We start from the raw sequence: 18512 nt of genomic DNA on the forward strand, positions 1-18512 counted from the left end.
GCCGGATTCAGGCGGGTGTGACCTTCACCGACCCCCGGACCTCCTCGTAGGTGCGGGGGTCGAACTCGCCCGCCACCGGGGCCAGGACGGTGGCCGCCGAGAGGGAGACCGCGCGGGTGAGGCGGGCCGGCCAGTCGAGGCCCTCGGTGAGGGCGGACAGCAGGCCGGCCACGGCGGAGTCGCCGGCTCCGGTGGGATTGCCGGACAGCGGGCGCGGCGGGGCCGCCTGCCAGGTGCCCTCGGCGGTGGCGGCCAGCAGGCCGCCCGGGCCCAGTGAGGTGACCACGGCGTGCGCGCCGCGGCGGCGGGCGTCGCGGGTGGCGGGGAGCGGGTCGCGGGAGCCGGTGAGCTCGGCCAGTTCGGCGGCGTTCGGCTTGATGATCTCGGGGCGGGCTGCGATTCCGCGCCGCAGGGCCTCGCCGCTGGTGTCCAGGAGTACGGGGACCCCGGCCGCGCGGGCGGCCCGTACGAGCACGGCGTACGCGCCGACGGGCACGCCCGGCGGGAGGCTGCCGCACAGGGCGACCGCCCGCGCCCGGGCGACGAGCGCCTCGTAGTGCGCGAGGAACCGGGACCACTCGGCGGACGTGATGAGCGGGCCCGGTTCGTTGAACTGCGTGGTGTCGCCGGAGGTTTCGTCGACCACGGCCAGGGTTCGGCGCGAGGCGCCCGCGCAGGGCAGCAGGGCGTCCACCACCCCGGGGGAGCCCGCCAGCATGTTCCGTACGACGGAGCCGACCGGGCCGCCGGCGAAGCCCGTGGCGGTCACCTCGTGTCCGAGGGCGGCCAGGACGCGGGCGACGTTGAGCCCCTTGCCGCCGGGCCGTTCGGTGACGGTGGTGACCCGGTGCGAGGCGTGCGGAAGCAGCCGCGGCACGCGGTACGTGACGTCGAGCGCGGTGTTGAGCGTCACGGTCAGGATCATGGGCACTCCCGGGTCTGTTGCTGCCGGGATCATGCCAAACACGAGGCGGTCGGCCCAGTCCCGGGGGCCGACCGCCTCGTCCGCTCCAGCCGCTCGGCCGTCAGGGCCGCTTTCAGAGGCCGGGGCTGACGACCCATTCGCCGCGCCGCATGACGCCCCGCACGTCGAAGGCGGCGTCCAGGACGACGAGGTCCGCGTACTTGCCGGGCTCCAGCGAGCCGATCTCGTCGTACAGGCCGAGCAGCTTGGCCGGGTTGGCGGAGATCGCCTGGACCACGGACTCCACCGGCAGTTCGTCGAGGGTCACCGAGCGCTTGAAGGCGGTGTCCAGGGTGAGCGTCGAGCCGGCGATGGAGCCGCCCTCGACGAGGCGGGCCACCCCGCCCTTGACCTCGACCTCCAGCGGGCCGAGGTGGTAGGTCCCGTCGCCGAAGCCGGCCGCGTCCATGGCGTCGGTGATCAGCGCCACGCGGTGCGCGCCCGCGTGGTGGAAGGCCAGTTCGAGGGCGGCGGGGTGCAGGTGCGTGCCGTCGTTGATCAGCTCGACGGTGATGCGTTCGTCCTCCAGGAGGGCGGCGATCGGGCCGGGTTCGCGGTGGGCGAGCGCGGGCATCGCGTTGAAGAGGTGGGTGGCGACGGTCGCGCCCGCGTCGATGGCGGCGCGCGTCTGCTCGTAGCTGGCGTCGGTGTGGCCGATCGCGGCGACGACCCCGTGCTCGGCGAGCAGCCGTACGGAGTCGAGGCCGCCCGGCAGTTCGGTGGCCAGGGTGAACATGCGGGCGGCGCCGTGCGCGGCGTCGATGAGCTTGCGGACCTCGGCCGGGTCGGGGTCGCGGAGCAGGTCCTCCTTGTGCGCGCCCTTGCGGCAGGGGTTGATGAAGGGCCCTTCGAAGTGGATGCCGGCGATCTCGCCCGCCTGCGTCAGTTCGGCCAGCAGCCCGGCCCGCCGGGCCAGTTCGTCCAGGTCGCCGGTGACGGTGGAGGCGACCAGGGTGGTCGTGCCGTGCGCGCGGTGGGTGCGTACGCCCCGGAGCACGTCCTCGGCGGTGCCCGAGGTGAACGAGGCGCCGCCGCCGCCGTGGTTGTGCATGTCGACGAAGCCGGGGACGATCCAGTGGCCGGTCAGGTCGACGATCCCGGCGTCCTCGCGCGCGCTGCCGGCGATGCGGTCGCCGTCGACGATGACCCGGCCGCCCGCCACGGTCCCGGTGGGCAGCACCACCCTGGCGCCGGAGAGAACGGTGCTGTGTGCGCTTCCGGACATCAGGCCGGTACCTCCGTGGCGAGTAGGTCCCAGGCGAGCAGCCCTGCGCCCAGGCAGCCGGCGGTGTCCCCGAGGGCCGCCGGCACGATGTGGGGGAGCCGCTGGAACGTCACGCGCTCCTCCACGGCCTTCCGTAGTGGTGTGAACAAGGTTTCCCCGGCCTCGGCGAGCCCGCCACCGATGATCAGCGTGCGCGGGTCCAGCAGGGTGATCGCGGTGACCAGCCCGTCGGCGAGGGCGGCGACCGCGGCCAGCCAGACCTCGTGGGCGCGTGCGTCGCCGGATTCGACGGCCTTGGCGCAGTCGGCGGCGTCGGCCGCCGGGTCGCCGGAGGCGGCCGCCCAGGCGCGGCTGACGGCGGCCGCGGAGGCGAGGGTCTCCAGGCAGCCGCGCTGGCCGCAGCCGCAGTCGGGGCCGCCGGGGCGGACCACGATGTGTCCGATCTCGCCCGCGTACCCGTGGGCGCCGGCCTCGATGCGGCCGGCGATGCCGATGGCGCCGGCGATGCCGGTGCCGAGCGGCACGAAGAGGAAGCGGTCGGCGCCCCGGCCGGCGCCGATGCGGCCTTCGGCCAGTCCGCCCGTGCGCACGTCGTGGCCGAGGGCCACGGGGATGCCGCCGAGGCGCGCGGTGAGCAGCGCGCGCAGCGGTACGTCGCGCCAGCCGAGGTTCGCCGCGTAGACGGCGATCCCGTGGTCGGCGTCGACGATGCCGGGGACGGCGACGCCGGCGGCCGAGGCGGCCCGTCCGAAGCGTTCCCGGCCGGTGGCGAGGAGCTCGGCGGCGAAGTCCTGGATCGTCTCGACGACGGCGTCGGCGCCCCGCTCGCGGCCGGTGGCGCGGCGCGCTTCGTGCAGCAGGGTGCCGTCGGCGGCGACGAGGGCGGCCTTCATCCCGGTGCCGCCCACATCGAGGGCGATGACGTGTTTCACGGGTTTCACAGAGACAGTCTCGCGTGCTCGGCGGGGAAAGGTCTAGTCCATTGAGGGGGATTGTTGAGTGACCATACAAATCGGGCGTGCTGATGGGGAGCCCGATGTGGACGAGCCGCCAAAGTGGTGTAGACCTTACGTGGATCGTACGTACAACAAGGGGTGGATCGATACCTGTGAAGGGCCGTTACCTGAGCCTGGCCGCGTCGGGCGCCGCGCTGTGCCTGACCGCTGTGACGCTGACGGGCTGCGGAGCCGTCGACGGACTCACCGGAGACAACGAGGTGACCCTCCGGGTCGTGGCGGCCGACTACGGGGACAATCCGCAGAACTCCTCGACGGCCTACTGGAAGGGCCTCGCCGACGGCTTCCACAAGGACCACCCCGGCATCAAGGTCGAGGTCCAGGTCTTCTCGTGGTCCGAGGTCGACGCCAAGGTCGCCGAGATGGTCAAGGCCGGCAAGGCCCCCGACATCGCGCAGATCGGCGCCTACGCCGACTACGCCGCCGCCGACAAGCTGTACTCCACGGCCGAGCTGCTCTCGGTGAAGACCGAGGCCGACTTCCTCGCCCCGCTCGCCGACGCCGGCAAGGTCAAGCAGACCCAGTACGGCATGCCCTTCGTCTCCAGCACCCGGCTGCTCTTCTACAACGAGAAGCTCCTCACCGACGCCGGTGTGATCGGCAAGGACGCCAAGGGCTGGCAGCCGAAGAGCTGGGCGGACCTGGAGGCCGCGGCCAAGAAGCTCAAGGCGGCGAACGTCCCCACCCCCTTCGCGCTGCCGCTGGGCCGCGAGGAGGCGCAGGCCGAGACGATGATGTGGATGCTCGCGGGCGGCGGCGGCTACACCGACAACGAAGAGGGCTACTCCCTCGACTCCGCCGACAACGTCAAGACGCTGGAATTCCTGCGCGACAAGATGGTCGGACAGGGCCTCACCGGCCCGGTGGAGCCGGGCGGGCTGGACCGGCAGGCCGCCTTCGAGGCCTTCACCAAAGGCGAGGTCGGCATGCTCAACGGCCACCCGACGCTGATGAAGCAGGCCGAGGCCAAGGGCGTGAAGTACGGCATGGTCACCCTGCCGACGTCCGACGGCTCCCCGCAGCCCGCCATGGGCGTCGCCGACTGGGTGATGGCCTTCAAGAACGGCCACCGCGCCGAGACCGGCAAGTTCCTGGACTACCTGTACCAGCCGGACAACGTGACCGCCTTCACCGACAAGTACGACCTGCTGCCGGCCACCACCACGGGCTACCAGGCGAAGCAGGCCGCCACCAGCGGTCCCGCGGTCCGGCTGAAGCCCTTCCTGGCGGCGCTGCCCGGCTCACGCCTGTACCCGGCCGGCAAGAAGTCCTGGGCGGGCGTCAGCGAGGACATCAAGCAGAACATCGGCAGGACCGTCCAGCCCGGCGGACAGCCCGCCAAGGTGCTGGAGGACATCGCCACGGCGGCCCGCGCGGCGGACCCGCGCTGACCCGGCGCCGCCGACTGTCGGACGGCGGCGTTAGTGTGGCGGTATGACGGACGAGGGGCGGCTGACGGCCACGGAGGCCGCGGTGCTCGCGTACGAGGGACGCACGTGGCCGGGGCCCGGAGCCAAGGAACGGGCCATACGGGAAGGACTGGGGATGACCCCCGTCCGCTACTACCAGCTGCTCAACGCCCTCATGGACGACCCGCGGGCACTGGCCCACGCCCCGGGCACCGTCAACCGCCTGCGCAGGATCCGCGAAGCCCAGCGAGCGAGGCGGTAGCCGTAGCCGTCGTCCCCCCGGCCCGTTAGGGTCGTGCGTATGGGGACCCATCCGCACGACCTGCCGATGCCCGACACCGCAGCCGGACGCGAGGGGCTCGAAGCCCTGCTCCGCGCACCCCGCCGGTCCGTGGTCGCCCTGGACTTCGACGGCACCCTCGCCGACATCGTCCCGGACCCGGACCAGGCCAGGGCACATCCCGAAGCCGTTCCCGCGCTCTCCGCGCTCGCCCCCGAAGTGGACTCGGTGGCCGTGGTCACCGGACGCCCGGCGGGCGTCGCGGTCCGCTACGGCGGCTTCGCCGGGGTGCCCGGACTGGAGCACCTCGTGGTCCTCGGCCACTACGGCGCGGAACGCTGGGACGCCGTGACGGGCATAGTCCACGCCCCCGCCGAGCACCCCGGGGTGGCGGCGGTACGGGCCGAGCTGCCCGGGTTCCTGGACTCGATCGGTGCCTGGCGCGGCACCTGGATCGAGGAGAAGGGCCGGGCGCTCGCCGTCCACACCCGCCGCGCCGAGGACCCGGCGGCGGCCTTCGCGGCGCTGCGGGAGCCCCTGACCGAGCTGGCCGCCCGGCACGGGCTGATGGTCGAGCCGGGGCGGGCGGTCCTGGAAGCTCAGGCCCCCGGGCATGGACAAGGGCGTCGCCCTGACGGAGTTCCTGGCGGAACGGGACGCCGAGACGGTGCTCTACGCCGGGGACGACCTGGGCGACCTCGCCGCGTACTCGGCCGTCGAGAAGCGCAGGGCCGAGGGACTGCCGGGGCTGCTGGTGTGCAGCGGCTCGGCGGAAGTGCCCGAACTCGCCGCCCGCGCCGACCTCGTCCTCCCCGGACCGGGCTCCGTGGCCACCTTCCTGGCCGCCCTGGCCGTGGCCCTGCGGAGCTGACCCTTCGCTGCCGGGCGGCGCCGCTGCGGGGGCGCCGCCCCGGGCCCCGTGCCTCGAACGCAGGCGGGGCCGAATCCGTCAGGCCTCCAGGGCCGTGAGCTGGGCGCGGAACCAGGCGGCCGGGGGGAGGGCGGTCGCGGCGGCCGCCAGGCGCTTGGTGCGCTCCTCGCGCTCGGCATCCGGCATGGAGAGCGCCGCGTGCAACGCCTCGGCCGTCGCCGACACGTCGTACGGGTTCACCGTCAGCGCGTCCTCGCGCAGCTCCTCGTACGCCCCCGCCCCCGTCGACAGCACCACCGCGCAGCCCGCCTCCGACACCACCGGGATCTCCTTCGCCACCAGGTTCATCCCGTCCCGCACCGGGTTGACCAGCGCCACGTCCGCCATCCGGTAGACCGCCAGCGAGCGCGCGAAGTCGTCCTTCACCGACACCAGCACCGGCTGCCAGTCCTCCGTGCCGAACTCCGCGTTGATGTCCGCGGCCAGCTCCGAGACGGCCGCGGTGTAGTCCCGGTACACCTTAAGGTCCTGCCGCGACGGGTACGCCGAGGCCAGGTGCACCACCCGGCCGCGCCATTCGGGCCGGACCGTCAGCAGCTCCCGGTAGGCGTGCAGGCCCCGCAGGATGTTCTTCGACAGCTCCGTCCGGTCCACCCGGGCGATCGTCCTGCGGCCCGCGACCTCGGCCCGCAGCTCCGCCAGCTTCTCGTCCACCTCCGGCCGGTGCGCGAGCGCCCGCAGCTCGTCGGCGTCCACGCCCAGCGGGAAGACGGCCACGCGGCGTTCGTCGTCGGGGTGCGCGGCGTCCGCGAAGGCGTCGGCCCAGGCCCGGGTGTGGAAGCCCACCACGTCCGCCCCGGCCATCCCCCGCACCAGCTGCTCCCGGACGTCGCCCGGGAGCATGTCCAGGAACTCCCGCGACGCCCACGGCGTGTGCGTGAAGTGCGCGATCCGCAGGTCCGGACGCAGTTCCCGCAGCCGGCCCGGGACCAGCGCCAGGTGGTAGTCCTGCACCAGGACGCGGGCCCCCTGCTCCGCCTCCTCGGCGAGGGCGCGTGCGAAGGCCTCGTTGTACGCCGCGTACGAGGCCCACCGGCGCCGGAACTCCGCGTCGAAGACCGGCTCGCGCGGCACGTCGTAGAGGTGGTGGTGGGTGAACCACAGCACCGAGTTCGCGATGCCGTTGTACGCGTCGTCGTACATCGTGGGATCGATGTCCAGCATCCGGACGCCCGGTTCGGAGACGTCCCTGCGGACCGCCTCCCGGTCCGCGTCCGACAGCGCCGCGCAGATCCACAGGGCCCCCGGCTGCTCCGCGAGGGCCGCCGAGAGTCCGGACACGAGACCGCCCCCGCCGCGCCGGGCACTGAGGGTGCCGTCGTCGGAGAGGGTGTAGGAGAGCGGGCCGCGGTTCGCCGCGACGAGTACCTGAGAAGCCATGCGCCGAACCTAGCCCGGCCCGCGCTCGCTCAAACGTATGGACACGTCACGCGGCACGTCACGCGACGTGCCGCCGGCCGTACTCCTGGACGCCCAGCATCGGCGGCCGCTCCTCGGTGTCCACCGGGTGGGTGCGGGGCACGAAGCCCTCCGGCCCCCGCTCGAACTGGGTCAGCTCCGGCCGTACGAGGTGCCCGCGCGAGAGCCGTACCTGGGCCGTCCGGTAGATCGCCGCGGCCATCCGGCCCAGCGCCTGACCGTCCTGGTGGCGGTGCAGCCGGACGCCCACGTCCACCTGGGCCAGCGCGTCCAGACCGACGGTGTGCAGGGCGTCGACCAGCAGGCCCAGCTCGACGCCGTAGCCGACCGGGAAGGGCAGCCGCTCCAGCAGGGAGCGCCGTACGGCGTACTCGCCGCCCAGCGGCTGGACGAAGCCGGCCAGCTGCGGCCAGTGCAGGTTCAGCAGCGGGCGGGCGACCAGCTCGGTCACCCGGCCGCCCTGGCCCGGGGCGTCGCCGAGCGGGCGCTCGTACATCGCCTTGACGAACTGCACCTCGGGATCGGTCAGGAGGGGGCCGACGATGCCGGAGACGAAGGCGGCGGAGAAGTCCCGCAGGTCCGCGTCGACGAAGCAGACGACGTCCCCGTCGGTGACCAGCAGCGAGCGCCACAGCACCTCGCCCTTGCCGGGCAGCGCCGGGATCCGCGGCAGGATCTCGTCCCGGTGCACCACCCGTGCGCCGGCCTTCGCCGCGACCTCGGCGGTCCGGTCGGCCGAACCCGAGTCGATCACGACCAGCTCGTCCACGAGGGGGACCGGCAGTCCCTCGATCAGCTCACGCCGGATCACCTCGACGATCGCGCCGACCGTCGCCTCCTCGTCCAGCGCGGGCAGCACCACGCTGACCGTGGTCCCGGCCGCCCGTTTGAGGTCGAGCAGCTGGTCGAGCGGTCGGTCGGCGGCGGACCAGGAGCGGTCTGCCAGCCAGCGCTCCACCTCTTCCAGCACCCTCAGCACTCCCTGCGTGTCGGCGTTATGGGCCTTTATGTGATCCATCTCGCGGTTCGGACGGCTGTCTCAACCGCCCGGCCCTTCGGTTACAGTCTTGAACAACGCGAAGGACCACCGCATGCCGGGGGTCCCCCGCGTACAAACGCACCGGCGCGCCACAGAGCGCGTGTGCCGGTGCCATACCGCTCATCCAGAGGGGCAGAGGGACACGGCCCGTTGAAGCCCCGGCAACCCTCCAGTCGGTTCTCGCGATCGCGCAGCAGCGCTCGTCGACGAGGTCCCCGGCTAGGGAAGGTGCCAATTCCGTCTCATGGCGAAATGCGCCATGGGGAAGATGAGGAGAAAGGGCCTCGCCATCATGGCTGCACAGACTGTCGCCACCTCTGTCGATCTCGGACCTGCCAACGGCCTTTCCTGTCGTGAGTGCGGTACCCGCTTCGAACTCGGTCCCATCTTCGCGTGCGTCGAGTGCTTCGGACCGCTGGAAGTCGCCTACGAGCTCCCCACCGGTGACCCCGAAGCCCTGCGGGCGGCGATCGAGGCCGGCCCCGACAACATCTGGCGTTACGCGCCGCTGCTGCCCGTCCCCGCCGACGTGGCCTCGAAGCCCAGCCTGAACCCCGGCTTCACCAAGCTCGTCGACGCGCGGAACCTGGCCAAGGAGCTGGGCGTCACCGGCAAGCTGTACGTCAAGGACGACTCCGGCAACCCGACGCACTCCTTCAAGGACCGCGTCGTGGCGATCGCCGTCGAGGCCGCCCGCGCCTTCGGCTTCACCACCCTGTCCTGTTCCTCCACCGGCAACCTGGCCGGCGCCGTCGGCGCCGCGGCCGCCCGGGCCGGCTTCCGCTCCTGCGTGTTCATCCCGCACGACCTGGAGCAGGGCAAGGTCGTCATGGCCGGGGTGTACGGCGGCGACCTGGTCGGCATCGAAGGCAACTACGACGACGTCAACCGCTTCTGCTCCGAGCTGCATCGGCGACCCGCTGGGCGAGGGCTGGGGCTTCGTCAACGTCAACCTGCGCCCGTACTACGGCGAGGGCTCCAAGACCCTGGCCTACGAGATCTGCGAGCAGCTCGGCTGGCAGCTGCCCGACCAGCTCGTCATCCCCATCGCGTCCGGCTCGCAGCTGACGAAGATCGACAAGGGTCTGCAGGAGCTGATCAAGCTCGGCCTCGTCGAGGACAAGCCGTACAAGATCTTCGGAGCCCAGGCCGAGGGCTGCTCCCCGGTGTCGACCGCCTTCAAGGCCGGTCACGACGTGGTCCGCCCGCAGAAGCCCAACACCATCGCCAAGTCGCTCGCGATCGGCAACCCGGCGGACGGCCCGTACGTCCTGGACATCGCGCGCCGCACCGGCGGCTTCGTCGAGGACGTCAACGACGAGCAGGTCGTCGAGGCCATCAAGATCCTCGCGCAGACCGAGGGCATCTTCGCCGAGACCGCGGGCGGCGTGACCGTCGGCGTGACGAAGAAGCTCATCGAGAACGGGCAGCTCGACCCGGCGCTGACCACCGTCGTCCTCAACACCGGTGACGGCCTCAAGACCCTGGAGGCGGTGGCCGCGGACAGCGGGCAGACCGCCACCATCCGCCCCAGCCTGGACGCGTTCCGCGCCGCCGGCCTGGCCTGACCACCCTCCACGCACTACCGGAAAGGCAGTAGCGCCATGAGCGTCAACGTCCGCATCCCCACCATCCTGCGCACCTACACCGGCGGTCAGGCCGAGGTCCCGGCCGAGGGCGCGACCCTCGCCGAGGTCATCGCGTCCCTGGAGCAGAACCACCCGGGCATCGCCGCGCGGGTCCTGGACGACCAGGGCAAGCTCCGCCGCTTCGTGAACGTCTACGTCAACGACGACGACGTGCGCTTCGAGGGCGGGCTGGAGGCGGTGACGCCGGACGGCGCCGGCGTCTCGATCATTCCTGCCGTCGCGGGCGGCTGCTGATCCGGGGCTGAGTCCCGGCCAAGAAACCGAAATTACCCCCTCCGCTAAAAGCGGAGGGGGTAATTCTGCTTGATTGGGCACGGTAGAGTTGGGGAAGTCCCCTCCGCTGGACTTGCCCGCTGCATATGAACGGGTCGCGTGAGGGTCGACATCGGGTCAATGTGCAGGTGCGGTATGGGGCTTTGGCGAGATATGTCTGGCCCGAGTTGCCCTGGAAGATGCCAAATTTTCACTCTATTTCAATGTTTCTCGGTGTCCAGATTTCTCGTCGGATTGACCTGTTGCAGACAGCACTCGCGCAGATACATTCAGCCTCGGTCGAAGCGTTCCGACGCAAGTTCTGACCCGGTAACGCGAAGTGCGTTCCCGCGCAAGGGCCAGTAATAGGGGAGTTAGGCATGGCTCAGGGCACCGTCAAGTGGTTCAACGCGGAGAAGGGCTACGGCTTCATCGCGGTCGACGGTGGTGCGGATGTGTTCGTCCACTACAGCGCCATCCAGATGGACGGGTACCGCACCCTTGAAGAGGGTCAGCGGGTCGAGTTCGAGATCTCGCAGGGCCAGAAGGGTCCGCAGGCGGACATGGTCAAGCTCGCGCTCGGCTAGTCCCGGAGCCTCGACCACCGACGCTCGGTCTTCCGTCGAAGACCCGGAAGATCCACGAGGGGCCCACATCCCGGTCACGGGATGTGGGCCCCTCGCGTGTCGCCCGCCGCGCGCCCGCCCCGTCCTCGAAGCCGCTTGCACTCTCGGGGGTCGAGTGCTAATCATTGGCGTTAGCACTCTACGAGTGAGAGTGCTACTGAAACGAGGACCGGGTCGGTGAGGCCCGCAGGGTCCGGTGGGAAGGAACCGCCGGGCACGCAGGCCGTCCGTCGCGGGCGCGGGCGCGGTCCTGGGAGAAATCCACCGCTGTCCGGGAGGACCACTTCAGATGGCCAAGATCATTGCGTTCGACGAGGAGGCCCGTCGCGGTCTCGAGCGTGGGATGAACCAGCTCGCCGACGCCGTCAAGGTCACCCTTGGCCCCAAGGGTCGCAACGTCGTCCTTGAGAAGAAGTGGGGCGCCCCCACGATCACCAACGACGGCGTCTCCATCGCCAAGGAGATCGAGCTCGAGGACCCGTACGAGAAGATCGGCGCCGAGCTGGTCAAGGAAGTCGCCAAGAAGACGGACGACGTCGCCGGCGACGGTACGACCACCGCCACCGTCCTGGCCCAGGCGCTCGTCCGCGAGGGCCTGCGCAACGTGGCCGCCGGTGCCAACCCGATGGCCCTCAAGCGTGGTATCGAGAAGGCCGTCGAGGCCGTCTCCGCCGCCCTGCTCGCCCAGGCCAAGGATGTCGAGACCAAGGAGCAGATCGCTTCCACGGCCTCCATCTCCGCCGCCGACACCCAGATCGGCGAGCTCATCGCCGAGGCCATGGACAAGGTCGGCAAGGAAGGCGTCATCACCGTCGAGGAGTCCCAGACCTTCGGTCTGGAGCTGGAGCTCACCGAGGGCATGCGCTTCGACAAGGGCTACATCTCGGCGTACTTCGCCACCGACATGGAGCGCATGGAGTCGTCCCTCGACGACCCGTACATCCTGATCGTCAACTCCAAGATCGGCTCGGTCAAGGACCTGCTGCCGCTCCTGGAGAAGGTCATGCAGTCCGGCAAGCCGCTGCTGATCATCGCCGAGGACGTCGAGGGCGAGGCGCTCTCCACCCTCGTCGTCAACAAGATCCGTGGCACCTTCAAGTCCGTCGCCGTCAAGGCCCCGGGCTTCGGTGACCGCCGCAAGGCCATGCTCGGTGACATCGCCATCCTCACGGGCGGCACGGTCATCTCCGAGGAGGTCGGCCTCAAGCTGGAGAACGCGGGCCTGGACCTGCTCGGCCGCGCCCGCAAGGTCGTCATCACCAAGGACGAGACGACCATCGTCGACGGTGCCGGCGACAGCGACCAGGTCGCCGGTCGCGTGAACCAGATCCGCGCCGAGATCGAGAACTCCGACTCGGACTACGACCGCGAGAAGCTCCAGGAGCGCCTCGCGAAGCTGGCCGGCGGCGTGGCCGTCATCAAGGCCGGTGCCGCGACCGAGGTCGAGCTCAAGGAGCGCAAGCACCGCATCGAGGACGCCGTCCGCAACGCGAAGGCGGCCGTCGAGGAGGGCATCGTCGCCGGTGGTGGCGTGGCCCTGCTGCAGGCCTCCGCGGTCTTCGAGAAGCTGGAGCTCGACGGTGACGAGGCGACCGGCGCCAACGCCGTGAAGCTCGCGCTGGAGGCCCCGCTCAAGCAGATCGCCGTCAACGGTGGTCTCGAGGGTGGCGTCGTCGTGGAGAAGGTGCGCAACCTCCCGATCGGTCACGGCCTGAACGCCGCGTCCGGCGAGTACGTCGACATGATCGCCGAGGGCATCATCGACCCGGCGAAGGTCACGCGCTCCGCGCTGCAGAACGCCGCGTCGATCGCCGCGCTGTTCCTGACCACCGAGGCCGTCATCGCCGACAAGCCGGAGAAGGCCGCGGCCGCTCCGGGCGGCATGCCGGGCGGTGACATGGACTTCTGATCGACTGAGGTCGATCGGCTGTTCTCGAACGAGGGCGGCACCCCCACGGGGGTGCCGCCCTCGGGCGTTCCGGCTGCCCGCCGATCAGAACGCGGTGTCGAGTGCGAAGTCGAACGGTGCGGGGACGCGCAGCGGCTCGCCGAAGGACACCGTCGTCCGAGCGCGGTAGCCGTGCGGCGACGTGTCGTGGAGACAGGTGATCTCCGAGTCCTGCATGTCGACCACCAGGTAGACCGGCACGAGGCGTCCGTAGACGTCGAGCTTCTCGTTCCAGTCGGCATCCCTCGTGGACACCGAGGTGAACTCCGCTACGAGTGACAGCGCGGCTCCGTCCGCGTGCCTGCCGTCCTCCTCGAAGGCGCACCCGTCCGCGACGAAGAGATCGGGGCAGAAGGCGCGCTCCGCCTCCGGAAACCGGAAGAGGAAGGGAGCAACGTCCGCGTAGTGCCCCTTGGGCGCGCGCGCCTGGAGCTGTTCCCGGAGCACACGCATGGGGCGGTAGTAGCGCAGCTTGGAAAACGGTGACGCGACGATCTTCCCCCGGATGAGCTCGGCCTTGAAGCCGTCTGGCGTGTCCATCTCCGCGACCGTGCGCAGGAGGTCTTCGAAGTCCGGCGGTGCCGGCGACGTCTCTATGGGTGTGGCCCGCTCGATCATGATCGTCACCGTATTCCTCCGGATGGCGTGCAGCGCTGAGCCCGTGCCTCGTTTCAGGCTAGTGCCGCGGCCTGTGCCCCGCCCGGCCCTTACGGCTCTCTCCTCCGATCGGGCGGTGAAAACCGCTGGCCGGGGCGGGCGGGCCTGTGTGACCGTACGGCCCATGGGTCACTGCGTCTCTCATCCCGTTCCGCGCGCCACCACGCCCGTCGAGCCCGGGCGGGGCTGAGCGGGGGTGGGGGGCTCGCGGGCCTATGCCGTGTACCGGACCGACGACCTCGGGGAGGCGTACCGGCGGGCGCGGATGCTGTGCGGGCGGATGCGGCCGCTCGAACCGGAGATGTGGCTGTGCGCGCGGACCGGGAGCGTCGCCGAGGCACGGGCGATGGCGGCGCTGCTGCCGGCGGGGATGTTCGACCCGTCGGACTACTGGGCGGCGGCCGACACCTGGTACCTCGGTGCCGAACTGCCGCGCGACGACCGCGAGCTCGCGGCGGCGCTGCCGCTGACCGTCGACGCGTACGCCGCCCCCGGGCCGGTGGAGCAGGCGTTCCTGCGGGCACTGCGCGGAGGGGCGGCCACGATGCTGTGGCGGGGGGCCTGGCCGGACGTGCCCGGCATACCGTCCGCGTCGGCCGACCCGACGGACCAGCGGGTGGAGCTGGACCTCAACGAGGAGCATCCCGACGGCCGGCACACCGTGTACGTGCACTTCGCGACCGCCGACGACGCGGGCGCCGCCCATCTCGCGGCCTTCGTCGGCGGGAGCGTGCTCGGGCCCGTGCAGGCCGGGCGCTGACGGTGACCGGACCGGGGACGCCGGTCCGCATAGGCTGGACGTATGGCTGACCTCTTCGTCAAGATCTGCGGGCTGCGGACCGCGCCGGACGTCGACGCCGCGGTGGCGGCCGGGGCCGATGCCGTCGGCTTCGTCTTCGCACCCGGCAGCCCCCGTACGGTCGACGCCGCGACCGCGCGCGAGCTGGCGGCCCGGGTACCGGACCCGGTGCTGACCGTGGGCGTGTTCCGCGGGCAGTCCGTCGAGGAGGTGCGCCGCTTCGCCGAGGAGAGCGGCGTACGGGGCGTGCAGCTGCACGGCGAGGAGGGTCCCGGGGACTTCGCGGCGCTGCGCGCGGAGGGCCGCACTCTGCTGCGGGCCACCGCCGAGCGGGTGGTGAGGTGTGGGGAGTACGGAGAGGACCTGCTGCTGCTCGACGCCCCGGACCCCGGCTCCGGGAAGCCGTGGAACTGGGGGTCGGCGGACTTCACCGCGCCCGAGGGCCGGTGGCTGCTGGCCGGCGGGCTGGATCCGGGCAACGTGCGCGAGGCGCTCGCCGCCACCGGGGCCTGGGGGGTGGACGTCTCCAGTGGCGTCGAGCGGGAGCGCGGGGTCAAGTCGCCGGAGCTGATCCGGTCCTTCGTCGACGCGGCGCGCCGGGCCCGGGGTTAGGACGCGGCGGTCCGGAGGGCCTTGAGGGCCGTTTCGAGGGCCTGGTCCGCGGGGGCGGGGAGGTCGGGCAGGACGCCGACGCCCTCCCAGTTGCCGCCGGTCACGGCGTTGATGGTGCGGGCGACCGGAACGGTCACCTGGATGTGCTCGGTCAGCGTGTGCCGGACCGTGGGGTGGGCCCCGCCCCGGGTGGTCTCGCCGACGAGGGTGGCGCGGCCCTGCGACTGCAGGGTGTAGGCGACGTCCTCGCCTCCGGAGAAGGTGATGGCGCTGGTCAGCACGTACACCGGCCGGTCGAGGTAGCGGGGCGCGGGCAGGTGCGCCGTGGTCCAGAACTGGCGGGTGGTCCCGGTGGGCCGGTCGTAGATGTCGTGCAGGTGGACCTGGTCGTCGGCGAGGAAGTAACTGCTCCACATGGCGGCTCCCTCGGGCGCGCCGCCGAGGCAGGAGCGCAGGTCCAGGACCAGGGCGGAGCTGCTCGCGACGAGCTGCATGGCGGCGCCGATCACGGCCGCGCCCTCGTCGGCGGTGGCTATCCGGGTGATCTCGATGAGTGCGACGCCGTCGTCGAGCCGCTCCACGCGTCGTACGCCCTGGTTCTCGGCGCGCAGCAGCGCGAGGAACCCCGCGCGTCCCGCGTCCTGGTCCTCCGGCTCCAAGGAGAGCGGCTCCTCGACCCACAGGAGCCGCAGGTGCCGGTCCGGGCACACCTCCTGGAAGTCGGCGGTGACCGCCTGGCAGAGGGCCGGGCCGTCCAGGTCGGCGTACGCGCCGGACGCGAGGCGGCGCCGGATCGCGGCGCCGGTCTCCACGGCCTTCTCGGGGAAGACGTAGCCCGTCTCGATCTGCTGCAGGGCCTGCTCGATGATCTCTTCGTTGTGGGGCACGGTGGGCATGCTAGATCCCGAACAGCGGCCTGCCCAACGGTATTTGGCCGTGGGACGGCGCATGGGATCCGGGGCGCGGGGCAACCGAGCGGTGAGGACGCTCCGTCGTTTCAGGAGGTGGTTGCGGTGCGCCGGAAGAAGGTGCTGGACTCCTTTCCCGCCAGTGACCCTTACGGCAGTTGGCCCGCCGAGGAGTACGCGGCCAAGTGCCGGGAGCGGGGCCAGCGGGCGACCGTCGTGATGGACCTCGACCGGGACGCCTTCCTCGTCGTGGCCCTCGACGCCGACGCGCCGCACCGGGCGGCGTGACCCGCTCCGCTGCCGGCCCCCGCCCTCACGTCAGGAGGCCGCGCGCCAGATCGTCATGTCGGCCCTGAGCCAGCTGGGGTCCTTCGACAGGCCCGGGGCCGACTTGATGCCGATGACGAACAGCGCGATGTCCCCGGAGGGGTGCCTGACGCAGACCTCGCTGCCGGCCGCCATGACGTGCAGCGTCAGGTCGTGCTCCCTCGCGTGCTCCAGCTCCTCGCGGCACGTCGCGAGGTTGCCGGTGCCGGCCTTCTGCGGCATGGAGAAGATGCTGTCGTCGCTCTCCATGCGGCAGCCGCTGGCCGGCCCGCACTTCATGCGGATGTCACCGGTGCGGTCGCCGTCCTCGTGCTGCACGGGTTCGGTGAAGCTGATCGAGTTCTTCTCGTTGAGCTCCAGCCCGGGGTAGGGGACGGGCACGGGCGGTCGCGACGCGCTCGGCGTGGGCGTGGGGACAGGTGCGGGGGCGGTGCCGGCCGGTGCCGCCGCCGGGCCGGACGCCTTGGCCGCGGCGGCCTGCGGCCCGGCCGAGCGGTCCGTCCCGTCCATGAGCTTCCAGCCCAGGCCCGCCAGCGTCAGCGCGCCCGTCAGCGCGGCCGCCCCGGCGATCCGCGCGGCGCGCCGCCGCTTGTGCACCGACGCGGGCGCCGGTACCGCGGGGGCGTGCGATCCCGCCCGCGCGTCCGGTGCGGTGGGCGTCCGCGACCCCGTCCGCGCCGCGCCGGCGCCGGTGTCCGGGACCGCGGACGTCACCTGCCCCGGCTCCGGCGCCGCGGCTCCCGCCGGGCCGACGGTCACCGCCGCGGCGTCCCGCGCGGCCGGACCCGGTATCGCCTCCTCCGGGCCCGTGACCTCCCGCCAGACGGCCGGTCCGCCGCCCGCGACGGCCTCCTCGCCCAGGTAGTCGCGGCACCACGCGAGGATCTCCGCCGGAGTGGCCCGCTCCTCGGGGGCGGTGGCCAGGCAGAGTGCGAACAGCGGCCGCAGCGGTTCGGGCAGTTGGGTCAGGTCGGGTTGGGAGTGCACGATCCGGAACAGCACGGTCATGGACGGACCGTGGCCGTACAGCGGCTTGCCGAGCGCCGCGAACGCCGCGGTCTGGCCCAGGGCGAAGACGTCGGTGGCGGACGTGGTCTCGCCCGCCAGCCCCTGCTCGGGCGCCATGTACTGGGGCGTCCCGATGGTGTTGCCCGTGGCGGTGGCGGTGAGGCCGGAGGCCTGCGAGATACCGAAGTCGATGACGCGGGGCCCGTCGGCGGCCAGGAGGACGTTCGACGGTTTCAGGTCGCGGTGCACGACGCCCGCGCCGTGGACGGCCACGAGGGCCTCGGCCACGCCCGCCATCAGCCACACCACCGCCGCGTCCGGCAGCGGCCCGCGCCGGGCGACGGCCTCCGACAGGGAGGGGCCGGGCACGTACACGGTGGCCAGCCAGGGAGGTGTGGCCTCCGCGTCGGCGTCGATCAGCTCGGCGGTGTACGCCCCGCGGACCCGTCGGGCGGCCTCCACCTCCCGGCGGAAGCGCCGCCGGAAGGTCGGGTCCTCGGCCAGCTCGGGATGCACCACCTTGAGGGCGACGGGACGGCCGCCCTGGGTGTGCGACAGGTAGACCCGGCCCATGCCGCCCGACCCGAGCCGGGCGGCGAGCCGGTAGCCGCCCACGGTCCGCGGATCGTCGGCCCGCAGCGGCTGGAACGCCTCGGTCGCGCTGTTCATCGGTCTCCCCCCGATCCCTGCCGGACCAACCGATGAGTTGATCCACGCAACCCTAAGCGCCGGGCGGGTACGGGGCGATGCCGGGGAGCCGGTGCGGCCGGGTGCGGGTGCCTGTCAGCCGGCCGTGCCGAAGGAGGACGCGCCGCCGTCCTCGTGGATGGACTCCACGCCGGGGATGACGCGCAGGGCCATGACCTGGCCGGGGCTCAGCCGGGCGGAGAAGCCGTGCAGGGCCGTGCTGTAGACGTAGTCGGGCGAGGCGCCCACCATGCCGGCGACCCGCGCCGGGTCGACGTCCTTGTGGACGGTGACGATGTACGGGGCTTCGTCGGAGGCGGCCGTGCGGGGTACGGGCACGGGCGCGGCCGTGGCGGCACCGGCCACGGGCAGGACGGCGACGGCGGCCAGGACGGCGAGGGCGGCGGGCAGGGTCCGGCCCGCTCGGCTCAGGAGGATGCGCATGCGTGGAGGGCATCACGCACGGCCGGGCCGGTCAAAGACCTCCCCGGGTGTGGCGGGGGCACGGGCGGCGCACCGGCCGTGCGCCCCCTGAGGTGGTGGCGGACCGTACGGGTGATCCTGCCGGGCGGCCACCGGCCGCGCCGGCCGGGGCCACGGGCCCGGCGGCACAGGCGATCAACCCTTTCTGCAGCGTGCCGGACACGCCGTTCCGGTGGGACCGCGCGCCGATCGGCCGTGCGGGGGCCACCGTTCAAGCCGCGCCGGGCCCGCACCGATGCGAAGGGTGGGCCGCTCCCGCGGAGGCGTTCGACG

17 protein-coding genes, 2 pseudogenes and 1 riboswitch are annotated in these 18512 nt (G+C 72.3%); of the genes and pseudogenes, 10 read left to right on the plus strand and 9 right to left on the minus strand.

From position 1 onward, the window contains the following. Nucleotides 1-7 precede the first annotated feature (7 nt). The 3 genes from AC2RP6_RS22040 to AC2RP6_RS22050 all read right to left on the minus strand — a co-directional run bounded on the left by AC2RP6_RS22040 (nucleotide 8) and on the right by AC2RP6_RS22050 (nucleotide 3121). Complete coding sequence (locus tag AC2RP6_RS22040) at nucleotides 8-925, minus strand: 1-phosphofructokinase family hexose kinase (protein WP_486447736.1); 918 nt, start codon at nucleotides 923-925, stop codon at nucleotides 8-10. A 112-nt stretch (nucleotides 926-1037) separates the two neighbouring features. Beyond that, the gene (gene nagA / locus AC2RP6_RS22045; RefSeq protein ID WP_486447737.1) at nucleotides 1038-2189 is read right to left on the minus strand and encodes an N-acetylglucosamine-6-phosphate deacetylase; all 1152 of its coding nucleotides are present in this window, start codon (nucleotides 2187-2189) and stop codon (nucleotides 1038-1040) included. After that, nucleotides 2189-3121, minus strand: a complete 933-nt coding sequence (locus tag AC2RP6_RS22050; RefSeq protein ID WP_486450400.1) for an ROK family protein — start codon at nucleotides 3119-3121, stop codon at nucleotides 2189-2191. Before AC2RP6_RS22050 ends, nagA begins: the two co-directional genes overlap by 1 nt. Before the next feature lie 176 nt (nucleotides 3122-3297). Between AC2RP6_RS22050 and AC2RP6_RS22055 the strand changes: the two genes are divergently transcribed. From AC2RP6_RS22055 to otsB, 3 genes and pseudogenes are all read left to right on the plus strand, one after another. Beyond that, on the plus strand, nucleotides 3298-4596 hold the full coding sequence (locus AC2RP6_RS22055) for an extracellular solute-binding protein (protein WP_486447738.1): 1299 nt from the start codon (nucleotides 3298-3300) through the stop codon (nucleotides 4594-4596). Between the two features lie 43 nt (nucleotides 4597-4639). Beyond that, a complete protein-coding gene (locus AC2RP6_RS22060) occupies nucleotides 4640-4876 on the plus strand; it encodes a DUF3263 domain-containing protein (protein ID WP_183067937.1) in 237 nt (78 codons plus the stop codon). A 39-nt stretch (nucleotides 4877-4915) separates the two neighbouring features. Further along, nucleotides 4916-5765: pseudogene (gene otsB / locus AC2RP6_RS22065) on the plus strand (trehalose-phosphatase). Between the two features lie 78 nt (nucleotides 5766-5843). Here the strand turns inward: otsB and AC2RP6_RS22070 are convergent. Next, nucleotides 5844-7205 (minus strand): alpha,alpha-trehalose-phosphate synthase (UDP-forming), encoded by a 1362-nt coding sequence (locus tag AC2RP6_RS22070; RefSeq protein ID WP_486447739.1) that lies wholly within the window; start codon nucleotides 7203-7205, stop codon nucleotides 5844-5846. Between the two features lie 58 nt (nucleotides 7206-7263). Next, a complete protein-coding gene (locus tag AC2RP6_RS22075; RefSeq protein WP_486450401.1) occupies nucleotides 7264-8214 on the minus strand; it encodes a glucosyl-3-phosphoglycerate synthase in 951 nt (316 codons plus the stop codon). A gap of 186 nt (nucleotides 8215-8400) precedes the next feature. Next, a riboswitch (SAM riboswitch) is annotated at nucleotides 8401-8558 on the plus strand. Here AC2RP6_RS22075 and thrC point away from each other — a divergent pair. The 4 genes and pseudogenes from thrC (at nucleotide 8552) to groL (ending at nucleotide 12719) form a co-directional block, all read left to right on the plus strand. Beyond that, nucleotides 8552-9851 (plus strand): annotated as a pseudogene (gene thrC / locus AC2RP6_RS22080) (threonine synthase). It overlaps the preceding riboswitch by 7 nt. A gap of 36 nt (nucleotides 9852-9887) precedes the next feature. Continuing rightward, a complete protein-coding gene (locus tag AC2RP6_RS22085; protein WP_486447740.1) occupies nucleotides 9888-10166 on the plus strand; it encodes a MoaD/ThiS family protein in 279 nt (92 codons plus the stop codon). A 398-nt stretch (nucleotides 10167-10564) separates the two neighbouring features. Continuing rightward, the gene (locus AC2RP6_RS22090; RefSeq protein ID WP_030009783.1) at nucleotides 10565-10771 is read left to right on the plus strand and encodes a cold-shock protein; all 207 of its coding nucleotides are present in this window, start codon (nucleotides 10565-10567) and stop codon (nucleotides 10769-10771) included. A 328-nt stretch (nucleotides 10772-11099) separates the two neighbouring features. Continuing rightward, nucleotides 11100-12719: a chaperonin GroEL gene (groL, locus tag AC2RP6_RS22095; protein ID WP_046778676.1), complete on the plus strand. Its 1620-nt coding sequence runs from the start codon at nucleotides 11100-11102 to the stop codon at nucleotides 12717-12719. Nucleotides 12720-12803: 84 nt separating this feature from the next. Here groL and AC2RP6_RS22100 read toward each other — a convergent pair whose 3' ends face one another. Then, nucleotides 12804-13376: a Uma2 family endonuclease gene (locus AC2RP6_RS22100; RefSeq protein ID WP_486450402.1), complete on the minus strand. Its 573-nt coding sequence runs from the start codon at nucleotides 13374-13376 to the stop codon at nucleotides 12804-12806. Between the two features lie 259 nt (nucleotides 13377-13635). Here AC2RP6_RS22100 and AC2RP6_RS22105 point away from each other — a divergent pair, with 259 nt between their 5' ends. Continuing rightward, a complete protein-coding gene (locus AC2RP6_RS22105; RefSeq protein WP_486447741.1) occupies nucleotides 13636-14175 on the plus strand; it encodes a YjbQ family protein in 540 nt (179 codons plus the stop codon). A gap of 42 nt (nucleotides 14176-14217) precedes the next feature. Continuing rightward, nucleotides 14218-14826, plus strand: a complete 609-nt coding sequence (locus AC2RP6_RS22110) for a phosphoribosylanthranilate isomerase (protein ID WP_486447742.1) — start codon at nucleotides 14218-14220, stop codon at nucleotides 14824-14826. Here the strand turns inward: AC2RP6_RS22110 and AC2RP6_RS22115 are convergent. Next, nucleotides 14823-15713, minus strand: a complete 891-nt coding sequence (locus AC2RP6_RS22115; RefSeq protein WP_486447743.1) for a S41 family peptidase — start codon at nucleotides 15711-15713, stop codon at nucleotides 14823-14825. The genes AC2RP6_RS22110 and AC2RP6_RS22115 overlap by 4 nt on opposite strands. Before the next feature lie 126 nt (nucleotides 15714-15839). On the opposite strand from AC2RP6_RS22115, the gene AC2RP6_RS22120 reads away from it, so the two are divergent. Continuing rightward, on the plus strand, nucleotides 15840-16022 hold the full coding sequence (locus tag AC2RP6_RS22120; RefSeq protein ID WP_486447744.1) for a hypothetical protein: 183 nt from the start codon (nucleotides 15840-15842) through the stop codon (nucleotides 16020-16022). Nucleotides 16023-16052: 30 nt separating this feature from the next. Here AC2RP6_RS22120 and AC2RP6_RS22125 read toward each other — a convergent pair whose 3' ends face one another. Together AC2RP6_RS22125 and AC2RP6_RS22130 are read right to left on the minus strand one after the other, a co-directional pair. Continuing rightward, nucleotides 16053-17738: a serine/threonine-protein kinase gene (locus tag AC2RP6_RS22125; RefSeq protein ID WP_486447745.1), complete on the minus strand. Its 1686-nt coding sequence runs from the start codon at nucleotides 17736-17738 to the stop codon at nucleotides 16053-16055. 114 nt (nucleotides 17739-17852) lie between these two features. Beyond that, complete coding sequence (locus AC2RP6_RS22130; RefSeq protein ID WP_486447746.1) at nucleotides 17853-18200, minus strand: protease inhibitor I9 family protein; 348 nt, start codon at nucleotides 18198-18200, stop codon at nucleotides 17853-17855. Between the last annotated feature and the right edge of the window lie 312 nt (nucleotides 18201-18512).

It is taken from the genome of Streptomyces sp. WAC03905, assembly GCF_057371075.1.